The sequence below is a fragment of the Ruegeria sp. CL6 genome, assembly GCF_056536465.1.
Window position 1 is genome coordinate 130,290 of the sequence record NZ_JBQFPR010000008.1, and the last position, 12,096, is coordinate 142,385.

A 12,096-nucleotide genomic window follows, 5' to 3' on the forward strand; every position below is an offset into this window, starting at 1 on the left:
CCCTGTTTTCTGCGGCTGAGTGTTCTTGGTTTTTCGCGTTGGCGCAAGGAATTCTCAGACCGGCTTCAAAACAAAACAGGGCGCGAAGAATCGCGCCCTGCCTGATCACGTATCAGAGTGATTTAGTTCAGAGTGAAATACTTGAACTTAGCGGTGTCATCCGGTGCAACGCCCGTGCCGACATTTGACTTCATACCCCAGTTCAGAACCTGATGGTGGATCGGGATGTAAAGCTGTTCGTCCTGAACGACCTGCCAGATTTCAGCAATCTGCTTGTCACGCTCGGGCAGGTTGGTTTCCGATGCCAACGAGACGATTTTGGCGTCCAGATCCGGGTTAGAATAGCGCGTGCCGTTCCACGAACCGTACTTCTCGCCCTTGGTATGAACCAGGAAGTTGAAGATGTATTCGGAATCGTAGGTCGGAACACCCCAGCCCAGCATGTAGAAGTCGGTTTCCAGGTTGTTGATCAACGGGAAGTGCTGTGCCTTCGGCTTGGCATCCAGGTTCACAGTCACACCGATCTGGGCCAACATGCCGACAGCCGCCTGACAGATCGCCTCATCGTTGATGTAGCGGTCATTCGGGCAGTTCAACGTCAGAGAGAAACCGCTCGGGTATCCGGCTTCGGCCATCAACGCCTTGGCTTTCTCGATGTCAGTGGTCGACGAGCTGTCCATGCCCTCATCCCAGCCGTTCACGAACGGGGGCGAGATCATCCCGGCAGGAGCCGACTGGCCCCGCATCACAACTTGCTTGATCGCATCGCGGTTGATCGCCATCGACATCGCCTGACGCACACGCACGTCGGACAGGGGGTTCTTACCGTCCACGTTGTCCGAGGTCAGATCCGCATCGCCCATGTTCATGCCGAAGAAGATAACCCGGTTCTGCGGCGCGGTACGCACGTCCAGACCGTCAGTGCCCGCAACACGCTCGAGGTCTTGCACCGGAACGTCCTGAATGAAATCAACCTCACCCGACAGCATGGCCGCAACGCGTGTAGCTGCGTTCTGAATCGGGGTGTAGATGATCTCGGTCACCTGCATGGGGAATTCGTCTTTGCCCCAATAGTCTTCGTTGATCGACAGAACCGTCTTAACGTCTGGCTCGCGGCTGATCAGCTTGTAGGGGCCGGTGCCGTTTGCGTTCTTGGCTGCATAGGTGTCTTCGCCGCCTTCATAATCCTGCACCTTGACGGCGTTGTTCGCCTCGGCCCAGTCCTTGTCCATCATGAACATGTTGGTCAGGTTGTTGGGCATGATCGGGTTCGGACCATCGGTCTCGATCTCGACGGTGTATTTGTCGGTCGCGCGCACCTCTTTCACCGAGGCCAGCAGTTCCTTGTAGTCCGAATCCGGCGTCATCGCGCGGTTCAGCGAGAACACGACGTCGTCGCTGTCGAACTCGGCACCGTCGTGGAAGGTGACGCCTTCACGCAGTTTGAACACCCAGATGTTCGGGTTTTCTTCGGACGGGCCCCATTCGGTCGCCAGAGCGGGCACCATCGCGCCCGTCATGTCGCGCATGACCAGCGGTTCCATGATCTGGTGCGCCAGAGCAGAGGTCGGGCCTTCGTTCTGCGCATGCGGGTCCAGCGTCAGTGCATCACCAGCACGCGCCCAGCGCAGGGTTTCCGCCGATGCGCCTGCCGCCATCATTGCAGTCGCGCTGGCGGCAAGCATCAGGTTTCTTAGGATCATTGTTTTCTCCCCAGTTTTCGTTAACGCCGTCGTTTCAACGGCCGACCTTTTCTTCGGTCTTGGTGAACCTGATCATCCAGATCATTTTGACAGTTGCAACAACAGATTGTGCGCGAACCGAATTGTTGGGCCGTCAATGCGTGTTTTGCTCAAATCAATATCGTGATCCACGCTGAGGGCTACAGGGCAATCCGGCAGCGTGGCCAAGTTGCACGACCAAGAACCGGTAAGGATTTCCTGCGGTTGCATTAAAATTTCAAGCGGCCAACTATCCTTGGAGCATTTCGGCTTCTTGGATTGGGGACATTCAGTTCGTGTCGTATTTACTGTCGGGAGAACCCTGCCCATGACGAATTTCACCAGAAGGGCCGCCCTGTTTGCCGCTGGGGGGCTTGCCGGATGGGGGCTTTCGCGTTGGTTAGGCTCTGATCTGCCGGTTTATGACGGGACAAACCGAACCGTTGCCTCAACGTCAGACACCATCATGAATGACGCCAGCGGGCTGTCTCCGACACCGATCAACAAACATCTGGTTCTGACCGAAGACGCAGGGGACCAGCTGATCGCAGCGCTTCGCAACAAACTTGCCGAGGCTCGCGCCGAGGGTCGCCCTGTCAATGTGGGTGCAGCACGCCATTCGATGGGCGGGCAGGCCATTCCGCGCGACGGGACGGCAATTACTTTTGACAATGGTGCGGTGCAGATCGACAGCACAGCCCAAACCTACCGCGCGCATGCCGGTGCGCGCTGGTCGCAGGTGATTGCCGCGCTTGATCCGGCGGGGTGGTCGCCCAAGGTGATGCAGTCGAACCATGATTTCGGCGTTGCGGCCACGTATTCGGTCAATGCCCACGGCTGGCCCGTACCATTTGGTCCGATGGGCTCGACCGTTCGGTCGCTGCGGATGCTCCTGCCATCCGGAGAGCTGGTGACATGCTCGCCCACCGAAAACGCCGACCTGTTCAATCTTGGTATGGGCGGGTACGGCCTGATTGGGATCATCGTCGATATGGACGTTGAAATGGTTCCCAACACCCGCCTGTCTCCGTCCTTTGATGTGATGGAGGCGCGGGACTTCGCGGTGGCCTTTCAATCCGCGATCGACGACCCGGCGGTCACGATGGCTTATGGCCGGCTCAACGTGGAGCGCGAGACGTTTTTTGAGAAAGCGCTACTGATAACCTATCGCGAAACCGCTGACCAAACCGATTTGCCACCGGCGGTGGGCTCGGGGTGGATGTCCCACGCGGCCAGCCGCCTGTATCGGGCGCAGTTGGGAAGCGAAGCGTTCAAAAGCTTCCGCTGGTGGAACGAAACAACGCTTGGGCCCGCACTGGGCGGCGGCGACGCAACCCGCAATTCCCTGATCAACGAACCGGTCGTCACACTAGATGACCGCAACCCGGACCGCACCGATATCCTGCACGAATACTTCGTGGGTTTCGATGCGTTCGACGATTTCCTGACCGTCTGCCGCGAGGTGATCCCCGCCTCGTATCAAGAGTTTCTGAACGTCACCTTGCGCTATGTTGCGCAGGATGATCAGGCGGTTCTATCTTTCGCGTCCGAGCCCCGGATCGCCGCTGTAATGTCGTTCAGTCAAGAGATGACCCAACGCGCCGAGGCGGACATGGCCCGGATGACGCAGGCTCTGATTGACCGGATCGTCGAGATCGGAGGGGCATATTACCTGCCCTACCGCCCGCATGCACGGCTGGATCAATTAACCTCGGCCTATGCGCGGGCACCGGAATTCGCGCAGGCCAAACGCCGGCTGGACCCCCAGCTTGTGCTTCGGAACAACCTTTGGGACAGCTATCTGGGGCAACTATGACCAATCTGCAAAAACTGTGCCTTGTGTATTTCGTCGCGCTGATGATCGCGGCATCGCTGAACTATGTCCCCGGCCTGACGGACGAAAACGGGCTGGCGTTCGGGATCTTTGCGCTGGATATCTATGACGATGCGCTGCACGTCGCCTCGGCGGTCTGGGCGTTGGTGGCCGGGCTGTGGTCGCACCGGGCCGCGCGCACCTTTCTGATCCTGTTCGGGCTGGCCTATCTGGGGGATGGCATCTTCGGGTTCTTCACCGGCTATGGCTATCTGGATCTGGGCATCTTCACCAACGCGTCGGCGGGAATTGACCTGTCGATGGGACGTATCTTTGCAAACCTTCCCCATCTGGCTCTGGGCGGTATCGCGGCTTGGGCCGGTCTGCGCGATATCAGGAGAACGACATGAGATTTCTTCTGCGCTGGATGCGCCGGCTGGTTCTGCTGATTGTGGTCGTTGCACTCTGCTTGGTTGCCCCGATCATCTATGTCGAGACAAGCTGCAAGGGAACCGCGCAGTTTCAGCCCTATAACGCCCTGCTGCCACCCGAACACCACCGGTCTGAGACCCGGACGCTGATGACCTATCCGGAATGGCACATCGTGCACGCTTATGAGGATTACGCCGAGGTTCTGCGGCAGGGTGATCCGCATGACTATGGGTTCTGGCAGGGGATCACGGGATTCTGGAGCTCGCTCTGCGCGCTGTCGCAAAGCGCATCGGCGCATGGCGAGGTGGATGCTGCGACCAAGCAGATGATCTATGTCATCGGCACCAGTTTCACGGCCGAGCTTGCTCTGAAAGCTGAGTATGAAGAGACGTTGGGGCGTTTGTTCACGGCCTTGCGCGGACCACAACGTGCACCGCTGGATGATCTGTCGGCGCAACAAGCCGCAGAGTACGCCCAGTTTCTGCAACAGGTGCCTTGGTACAAATGGCCCTTTGCCGAGGATGCTCAGGACCTGTTGAACCAGTCCAGCGGATCATTGCGCGACAGCGAACGCGCAATCGCCTTGGGGCTCGAATACACAGTCAAGGACGGCTACGCTGGCCTTATCGAACAGGCGGTCGGTCAGGTTGGCGCGGATGAGCTGACCCTGCGCATGATCGTCATCGGGCCTGAAGACCTGCTCGCTTACCCGGACGTGCAGGTCATCAGCTCTGGCCCCGACGGGATCGAGATTGAGACGCCCCGGTATCGCGAATTAACCAACCTTCTGGTCGATATGGCGCGCAATGGCGTTGATCTGGTCGAAATCGCGGGGAATGATGACATCATGTTCACCGCCCTGTCCGAGAAGCCGACCGAAGAAGGCGCGGTTTTCAGTGCGCCGCGCCAGGGTTTTGACGACTATCGCCACCTGATCGTGGTCAAAGTCCCACAGCTTGCCGAACGGCTGCGCCAGTTGGACGGCTCTGGCCTGACGCTGGAACATATTCATGACTATTAGGTCCGTTCTGATCGCCCTACCCCTTTTGGTGCTGGGCTGGCTATCGACACTCGTGGTCGTAGCTTTGCTAACAGACGAAGCGCCAGCCTATGTAGTCCTGTTGCCGCAGGACACGTTGCTGGACGGACTGCCCGAGGATACAGCGGTTCTGGCGGCCTCAAGGCTGAGTGTGACGGTCGCCTCAGAAGCGCCCGGCTTTGCCAAATCGCTTTACGCCAACGGTGCGCGGTTGGTTCTGCCGGCGGGCCTGCCCGGTTGCCTGCCCTTGCCCAAGGTCTGACGTTTACTCTTCAAACGGCACACGTGCCTCGTCCAAAGTCCTTTGAACGGAAGGCAGGTTCAGCGTGTGCGTCACCGGGGCCGAGCGCGAGATCACCCGCCCCTTGCGCACCACGGCCAGACGATGGGCGCGCAGGCGGATCGCCTCGATCGGGTCGGCGGCCTGCAACAGCACGAAGTTCGCGTCACAGCCCTTGGCGACGCCGTACCCCTCAAGCCCCATGATCCGGGCCGAGTTCTGTGTCACCGCGTCAAAGCACCATGTCATATCGGCACGGCTGGACAGTTGCCCAACATGCAGGCCCATAAAGGCCACATCCAGCATGTCGGCCTTGCCCAGCGAATACCACGGATCCATCACGCAATCCGACCCAAAGCCAACGGTGATCCCCGCATCGCGCAACTCACGCACGCGGGTTTGTCCGCGCCGCTTGGGATAGGTGTCGTGGCGGCCTTGCAGCATGATGTTGATCAGAGGGTTCGGGATCGCATGTACTCCGGCCTCGACCATCAAGGGGATCAGCTTGGACACATAGTAATTGTCCATCGAATGCATCGAGGTCAGATGCGACCCCGCAACCCGCCCATTCAGACCCAAACGCTGGGTTTCATAGGCCAGCGTTTCGATATGGCGGCTGTGTGGATCGTCGCTTTCGTCGCAATGCATATCGACCATCAAGCCGCGCTCGGCCGCGATTTCACACAGCAGACGCACGGATTCGGCCCCGTCCGCCATGGTGCGTTCAAAATGCGGGATGCCGCCTACCACATCCACGCCCATATCCAGTGCGCGGATGGTGTTCTGCATCGCGGTCGGGTCGCGCAGCACGCCGTCCTGCGGGAAGGCCACCAGTTGCAGGTCAAGGTAATCCTTCACATGTTCGCGCACCTGCAACAGCGCCTGCACGCCCTTCAGCTCATCATCGCAGGTGTCCACGTGGCTGCGGATCGCGCCGATACCCTTGGCCACAGCCAACTCGCAATACCGCAGGGCGCGTGCGACGATGTCGTCGACCGATTGCAGTGGCTTCAACTCGCCCCACAGCGCGATCCCCTCAAGCAGAGTACCCGAGACATTCATGCGCGGATTGCCCAGTGATAGGGTCGCATCCATGTGAAAATGCGGATCGACAAAAGGGGGTGAGATCAACTGACCTTCGGCGTCTATGACCTCGGCGGCATCAGCAGTGATCCCGGCCTCGACCGCTGTGATCTTGCCGTCCGTGCAGGCGATGTCCATCCCGGTCTGACCGTCGGTCAGTGTGGCGTTTTTGATAAGCAGATCGACCATTTTCAGCGTTGACCTTTGAACCATGGGGTAAGCAATGCCCTTGGATAGTCCGCCGAGCGTGCGGCGATCACAAGGGCGATGATCGACAGGACATAGGGCACCATCAGGAAGACCTGACCGGGCACCAGCGCGCCAACCTCGGTCTGCAAGCGAACCTGTAGCGCGTCGAACGCACCGAACAGAAGCGCACCCAGCAGCGCCTTGCCCGGACGCCAACTGGCGAAAATGACCAGCGCGATACAGACCCAGCCGCGCCCATTGACCATGCCAAAGAAAAAGGCGTCAAAGGCGCTCATGGTCAGAAAAGCTCCGCCCAGCGCCATCAGAGCAGACCCAACGACAATGGCCCCGATCCTCAGCCCATAAACCGACAGACCTTGCGCATCGACGCTGTCGGGGTTGTCGCCCACGGCCTTGATCGCTACGCCCAGCGCGGTGCGGTTCAGCGCATACCAGACCACCGCAACCAGCAGCAGTGCCAGCCATGTCAAAGCCGTCTGCTGAAACAAAACAGAGCCTAAAAAGGGCAAATCGGACAGAACTGGATGGTCCAGCGGCTGAAACGGCTCGATCCTTGGCGGCGACGACACGTTCGGAAGCGCCGTGCGATAGGTGTAGTAACTGACCGAGGTCGCAAACAACGTGATCCCCAGCCCAGAGACGTGTTGTGACAATCCCAGCGGCACTGTGAGGATCGCGTGGAGCAAGCCAAAGAACGCCCCTGCCAGCGCCGCGACCAGCACACCGCCCCACAGACCCGCGCCCAGCCAGACGGCCATCCAGCCGCACATGGCACCGACGACAAAGATGCCCTCGATCCCGAGGTTCAGCACACCCGCGCGCTCACAGATCAGCGCGCCCAGTACGCCAAAGATCAGCGGTGTCGCGATGCGCAAGGACGCGGCCCAGAAGCTTTCGGACAACAGAATATTGAGAATATCCATCATGACGCTGCCCTCGCAGTGCTGGCCCGGACAATTCGATAGCGGGCGACAAACCCGCCGACCAACACACAGAGCAACGAGACCGAGACCACCAGATCCGCCAGAAAAGACGACACGCCCATCGCGCGGCTCATGCTGTCAGCGCCCACAAAGACCGAGGCGATGAACAGCGCGGCAATCACCACGCCCATCGGCGAAAGCCCCGCCAGCATCGCCACAACAATGCCGGTATAGCCAAAGCCGGGCGACAGATCGGCGGTAAGGTATCCTTTCAGACCCGCGACCTCGCTCACGCCCGCAAGCCCCGCCAGTCCACCCGACAGGATGGCCACGCCGAACAGGGACCGGTTCACGTTGATCCCCGCATGGCGCGCGGCGGCGGCGTTTTCACCCACAGCGCGCAGTTTGAAGCCCCAGACAGAACGCGCCAGCATGATTTGGGCCAATCCCGCCAGTATTAGAGCCAAAACAAGCCCTGAATGAACCCGCATCCGCTCCATTAAAGGTGGCAGCATTCCCTGATCCAGAACCGGTGCCGATTGCGGCCAGCCCAGCCCCATCGGGTCCTGCAACGGCCCTTCCAACATCATCTGGACGAAGATCAGGATGATGAAGTTCAACAATAGCGTCGTCACCACTTCATCCGCGCCAAAGCGGGTTTTCAGATAGGTGGGTGCAACCATCCCCGCCGCCCCTGCCGCTGCGCCCATCAGGACGATCAGCGGTAACAGCAGGATGCCCGAGATATCCAGCACCCCCGACCCGATGGCCACCGCAGCCATCGCGCCCAGATACAACTGACCCTCGGCCCCGATATTCCACAGCTTGGCGCGAAAGGCCAAAGCCGCGGCGAGGCCGGTGAATATCAGCGGCGTGGCGCGTGTCAGCACCTCGGAAAAGGCAAAGACCGACCCGAAGACGCCCCGGAACATCTCGGCATAAGCGGCGATCGGGTTCGCACCGGCCGCCAGCAGCGGAATTGCGGCAAAGCCCAGTGCGATCACGGCCGACAGGATGGGAACGCCCAACGTAAAAGCCCGCGATTGAGTCTGACGTGGTTCAATGCGGATCATGCCGGTTCTCCTGCCATCATCAGCCCGATCTGTTCACGGTCGCGCCCCGGTGCCTCGTGCAGTTCTCCGTCTCGGATCACGACGATGCGGTCCGCAAGGCTCAGCAATTCGTCGAGATCCTCGGAAATCAGCACCACGCCCGCGCCGCGCGCCCTTGCGTTCAGCAGGCGCTTGCCCACTTCGGCTGCGGCACCCATGTCCAGACCGCGTGTCGGCTGGTTGGCCAGGATGAGGCGGGGGGAAAGGTCGAAGACACGCGCCAGAATGAGTTTCTGGATATTGCCCCCGGACAACAGACGCGCGGGCGCATCCACGCCCGGCCCGCGCACGTCGTAGGTTTGGGACAAACGCTCGGCGTTGTCCTGGATGTCTTCGCGGCGCAACAACCCGTATGACTGAACCTCGGGGTCGTTCAACCGTTCGATGACCATGTTTTCGGCCACACTCATGGCGCCAACGATGCCCTCGTGGTGGCGATCTTCGGGGATACGGCCAACCCCTGCACGCACCATCTTGACCGGAGTGGGAGAGGTGATTTCGACCCCGTCCACCTTGATTAGACCCTGTTCCGGGCGCGCAAGACCTGCGATGACATTGGCCAGCCCGCTCTGCCCGTTGCCGGAAACCCCGGCGATCCCCAGAATTTCATGCGCGTGTACCGTCAGGTCCACCTCTGTCAGCGTATCGCGTTTGGACCGCCCCGCGACCGATACGCCCGACATGGTCAGGACCGGATCACCGGGCGTTAGGTGTGATCCGGCAAGCTCGGGCGTTTCGGCACCGACCATCATCTGCGCGATCGACTTTTCGTCCGCTTCGGATGTGGCCATCTCTCCGACTTTCTGCCCATGCCGCAGAACGGCAATGCGATCCGAAAAGGCCAGAACTTCGCGCAGCTTGTGACTGATAAAGATGACCGACAGCCCTTCGGCGGTCATCAGGCGGATGTTTTCAAACAATGTGTCTGCTTCTTGCGGGGTCAGAACGGCGGTTGGTTCATCCAGCACCAGAATACGGGCATTGCGGTATAACGCCTTGAGGATTTCCACCCTTTGCCTCTCGCCCACCGACAAACGACCAACCGGCGTATCAAGGGGGGCAGACAGGCCGCTTTGCGCCATGATGCCTTGGATCCTGCGCCGTGCTGCGCGTCGGTTGCGGCGCAGGGAAAACAGGGGTTCCGATCCCAAGGTTATGTTGTCGAGGGCCGAGATATTCTCGGCCAGTGTGAAATGCTGGTGCACCATACCCACGCCCGAGGCCAGCGCCACCTGCGGGTGGCCCAGCGGCAGAGGATGCAACACCCCGCCTTCGTCTGCGACTTCGATCGAGCCTGCATCGGGCAGGTAATGCCCGAACAGCATATTCATCAGCGTGGTCTTGCCCGCGCCGTTTTCGCCTAGCAGCGCCAGAACCTCGCCTTTGTTCAGGGTCAGGCTGACATTGTCATTGGCGATGACCGGGCCGAAATGCTTGCTCAACCCGTTGAGTTTCAGAACCGTGGAATCCGTCATTGGAGATACGGGCCGGTTTTGAGGCCGGCCCGAACGCGATCAGTTGTCGGAAACCGGCCGGTCGTCGTTCACGTTGACGCGGAACAGCCCGTCCATAATCTCGGCCTGTCGTGCGTTGACCGCTTCGACCACCTCGGCGGGCACCAGTTCTTCATCCAGAACCATGGAACCGCCGCCATATCCCATAAAGCTGTACTGGCCGTAATCCGCGGCCTCGAACGACCCGCCGGCGACATTGGCAATGGCCTTGTCGATGGTGGGCTCCATGTGCCACAGGGCCGACGCCATGATCGTACCCGGATAGTCACCCGACGTGTCGATCACGTTGCCCACGGCTTTGACGCCACGCTCCACTGCCGCGTCCGATACGCCAAAGCGTTCGGCATACATGATGTCCGCACCTGCATCCATCATTGCAATCGCGCTTTCCTTGGCCTTGGGCGGGTCATACCAGCTGTCGATGAAGGTCACGAGGAATTTGACATCCGGGTTCACCTCGCGCGCGCCATCCATGAAGGCATTCATCAACCGGTTCACCTCGGGGATGGCGTAGCCGCCGACCATACCAATGACATTCGATTCCGTCGCCGCACCAGCGACCATACCGGTCAGGTAGGACGGTTCGTGAATCCAGTTGTCAAAGACCGAGAAGTTCGGACCAACCGGTCCAAAGGACGAGCCCATCAGGAACGCCGTATCCGGGTAATCCTTGGCCACCTTGCGCGCGGCGCGCTCCAGCCCAAACACTTCGCCCACGATCAACTGCGATCCCTGTTCGGCATATTCACGCATCACGCGCTCATAGTCGGTGTTCGCCACATTCTCGGAAAAGACGTATTCGATGTCGCCCCTCTCAGCCGCCGTATTGAGCGCCTTGTGGATACGGCTGATCCATTGCTGTTCCACGGGCAGCGTATAAATCGCAGCAACCTTGACCGTTTCAGCCGCAGCCACGCCGACAGAGTATATCGTTGACGCCGCCGCAACAGCGGCAAGCAACAGTCTTCTTGTCATGTTATTTTGGGCCATCACACTCTCCTGTTTTGAGGGATGGCAGCATTTTTTTACTGTTCAGTCAATTTTTTCGACCATCCGGCGATGGACAAGACAGCACTGTGGTCATTTTTTGCGCAGGAATCGTAGCCCACATGCCAGAAAGCCAAACCGCTTTGAGTTTACCTAGCGGCAAGTCGCGTCATATCGATCTGTATAAACGGAGAATCTCCTTAAAAGTGTAGTATTACCTTGCGTAAACATTTCCTCTTGCCGCTAATTCACGGTCCTCGCCCAACAATTGGGACCACCGGTAGACCTGCCGCTCGAAATCAAGCGACAGGGGCCGCAGCGGGTCCCCTACGGGAAGGATGCGGTGTCATGGAATTATCCCGACTCAGCTTTGTGCGAGCACCATTGCGTGGATGCCTGCCGCTGTCGTGCCGGTTGTGTACACGCGTAGTACACCAACGGGCAGGATCGAGAAATCCGCCACATCGACTGTGCGCGTCTGCCCGCGAACGCTAGTCAAGACAACGGTGCCGCCCGTTTCGACATACAGCCCGATGGCCGCGTCCGGCAGGTCTGTGGTGTCGGATGGCGTGACCGGTACAATGTCGCGCGCGGGACCGGACAGGCTGGATACGTGGTTGGAGAAGGGGTTCGTCATGGTTCAGATCTCGCTGTTCTATTCAATCAGCGGGACACTAGGAAAAACCGATTAACGGCCTTAAAGCACTGCGTACGTTGCTAGTTCAGACATAATGTAGCGTTCGGGCAGCCAAGCCCGACATCTTTTCCTCGAAAGCGGGCGTATCGAAGCCCTGCATAAGCACGCGCGCGCCCTGCAGCAAACCAATTAGCGCCGGATCTGCTTCAAACCTGTCGATGGCGGCATTCAAGGCTTCGCAGGGGATGATCCCGGAAACCTCCTCAGCGGAGAAGATCAGGGGGCAGGATAATCCCCTTTGCAGGCCCGGAGTCACTGGACGGGGTCAAATCGAACTCCTGCTTA

General features: G+C 59.6%; 12 protein-coding genes. 4 read left to right on the plus strand and 8 right to left on the minus strand.

Annotation, left to right across the window (positions count from 1 at the left end; translation table 11 throughout):
* Window positions 1-122: 122 nt before the first annotated feature.
* On the minus strand, window positions 123-1,703 hold the full coding sequence (locus ACR0LH_RS18895; RefSeq protein WP_480722067.1) for an ABC transporter substrate-binding protein: 1,581 nt from the start codon (window positions 1,701-1,703) through the stop codon (window positions 123-125).
* A 346-nt stretch (window positions 1,704-2,049) separates the two neighbouring features.
* Here ACR0LH_RS18895 and ACR0LH_RS18900 point away from each other — a divergent pair, with 346 nt between their 5' ends.
* The 4 genes from ACR0LH_RS18900 to ACR0LH_RS18915 are packed head-to-tail and all read left to right on the plus strand — an operon-like array spanning window position 2,050 to window position 5,267.
* Window positions 2,050-3,537, plus strand: a complete 1,488-nt coding sequence (locus ACR0LH_RS18900) for an FAD-binding oxidoreductase (protein WP_480722068.1) — start codon at window positions 2,050-2,052, stop codon at window positions 3,535-3,537.
* Window positions 3,534-3,944, plus strand: coding sequence for a DUF4383 domain-containing protein (locus ACR0LH_RS18905; RefSeq protein ID WP_480722069.1), 411 nt, complete (start codon window positions 3,534-3,536; stop codon window positions 3,942-3,944). The genes ACR0LH_RS18900 and ACR0LH_RS18905 overlap by 4 nt, the downstream gene beginning before the upstream one ends.
* Window positions 3,941-4,987: a hypothetical protein gene (locus tag ACR0LH_RS18910; protein WP_480722070.1), complete on the plus strand. Its 1,047-nt coding sequence runs from the start codon at window positions 3,941-3,943 to the stop codon at window positions 4,985-4,987. The genes ACR0LH_RS18905 and ACR0LH_RS18910 overlap by 4 nt, the downstream gene beginning before the upstream one ends.
* Window positions 4,977-5,267, plus strand: coding sequence for an SGNH/GDSL hydrolase family protein (locus ACR0LH_RS18915; RefSeq protein ID WP_170559833.1), 291 nt, complete (start codon window positions 4,977-4,979; stop codon window positions 5,265-5,267). The genes ACR0LH_RS18910 and ACR0LH_RS18915 overlap by 11 nt, the downstream gene beginning before the upstream one ends.
* A gap of 3 nt (window positions 5,268-5,270) precedes the next feature.
* On the opposite strand, the gene ACR0LH_RS18920 is transcribed toward ACR0LH_RS18915, so the two are convergent.
* From ACR0LH_RS18920 to ACR0LH_RS18950, 7 genes are all read right to left on the minus strand, one after another.
* The gene (locus ACR0LH_RS18920) at window positions 5,271-6,557 is read right to left on the minus strand and encodes an amidohydrolase family protein (protein ID WP_480722071.1); all 1,287 of its coding nucleotides are present in this window, start codon (window positions 6,555-6,557) and stop codon (window positions 5,271-5,273) included.
* A gap of 2 nt (window positions 6,558-6,559) precedes the next feature.
* Window positions 6,560-7,501, minus strand: coding sequence for an ABC transporter permease (locus tag ACR0LH_RS18925; protein WP_480722104.1), 942 nt, complete (start codon window positions 7,499-7,501; stop codon window positions 6,560-6,562).
* Window positions 7,501-8,571 carry an ABC transporter permease gene (locus ACR0LH_RS18930; protein WP_480722105.1) on the minus strand — a complete coding sequence of 357 codons (1,071 nt, stop codon included), beginning with the start codon at window positions 8,569-8,571 and terminating at the stop codon, window positions 7,501-7,503. The genes ACR0LH_RS18925 and ACR0LH_RS18930 overlap by 1 nt, the downstream gene beginning before the upstream one ends.
* A complete protein-coding gene (locus tag ACR0LH_RS18935; protein ID WP_480722072.1) occupies window positions 8,571-10,088 on the minus strand; it encodes an ABC transporter ATP-binding protein in 1,518 nt (505 codons plus the stop codon). The genes ACR0LH_RS18930 and ACR0LH_RS18935 overlap by 1 nt, the downstream gene beginning before the upstream one ends.
* A 39-nt stretch (window positions 10,089-10,127) precedes the next feature.
* Entirely contained in the window at window positions 10,128-11,117 is a 990-nt protein-coding gene (locus ACR0LH_RS18940) for a BMP family protein (RefSeq protein ID WP_170486175.1), read from the minus strand.
* 361 nt (window positions 11,118-11,478) lie between these two features.
* Window positions 11,479-11,751 (minus strand): spike base protein, RCAP_Rcc01079 family, encoded by a 273-nt coding sequence (locus ACR0LH_RS18945; protein WP_480722073.1) that lies wholly within the window; start codon window positions 11,749-11,751, stop codon window positions 11,479-11,481.
* Between the two features lie 85 nt (window positions 11,752-11,836).
* Window positions 11,837-12,067: a hypothetical protein gene (locus tag ACR0LH_RS18950; RefSeq protein WP_480722074.1), complete on the minus strand. Its 231-nt coding sequence runs from the start codon at window positions 12,065-12,067 to the stop codon at window positions 11,837-11,839.
* Between the last annotated feature and the right edge of the window lie 29 nt (window positions 12,068-12,096).

Coding starts and splice junctions, on each gene's coding strand:
- ACR0LH_RS18895 (WP_480722067.1), bottom strand. CDS start 1,703: ATGATCCTAAGAAACCTGATGCTTGCCGCCAGCGCGACTGCAATGATG.
- ACR0LH_RS18900 (WP_480722068.1), top strand. CDS start 2,050: ATGACGAATTTCACCAGAAGGGCCGCCCTGTTTGCCGCTGGGGGGCTT.
- ACR0LH_RS18905 (WP_480722069.1), top strand. CDS start 3,534: ATGACCAATCTGCAAAAACTGTGCCTTGTGTATTTCGTCGCGCTGATG.
- ACR0LH_RS18910 (WP_480722070.1), top strand. CDS start 3,941: ATGAGATTTCTTCTGCGCTGGATGCGCCGGCTGGTTCTGCTGATTGTG.
- ACR0LH_RS18915 (WP_170559833.1), top strand. CDS start 4,977: ATGACTATTAGGTCCGTTCTGATCGCCCTACCCCTTTTGGTGCTGGGC.
- ACR0LH_RS18920 (WP_480722071.1), bottom strand. CDS start 6,557: ATGGTCGATCTGCTTATCAAAAACGCCACACTGACCGACGGTCAGACC.
- ACR0LH_RS18925 (WP_480722104.1), bottom strand. CDS start 7,501: ATGGATATTCTCAATATTCTGTTGTCCGAAAGCTTCTGGGCCGCGTCC.
- ACR0LH_RS18935 (WP_480722072.1), bottom strand. CDS start 10,088: ATGACGGATTCCACGGTTCTGAAACTCAACGGGTTGAGCAAGCATTTC.
- ACR0LH_RS18940 (WP_170486175.1), bottom strand. CDS start 11,117: ATGGCCCAAAATAACATGACAAGAAGACTGTTGCTTGCCGCTGTTGCG.
- ACR0LH_RS18945 (WP_480722073.1), bottom strand. CDS start 11,751: ATGACGAACCCCTTCTCCAACCACGTATCCAGCCTGTCCGGTCCCGCG.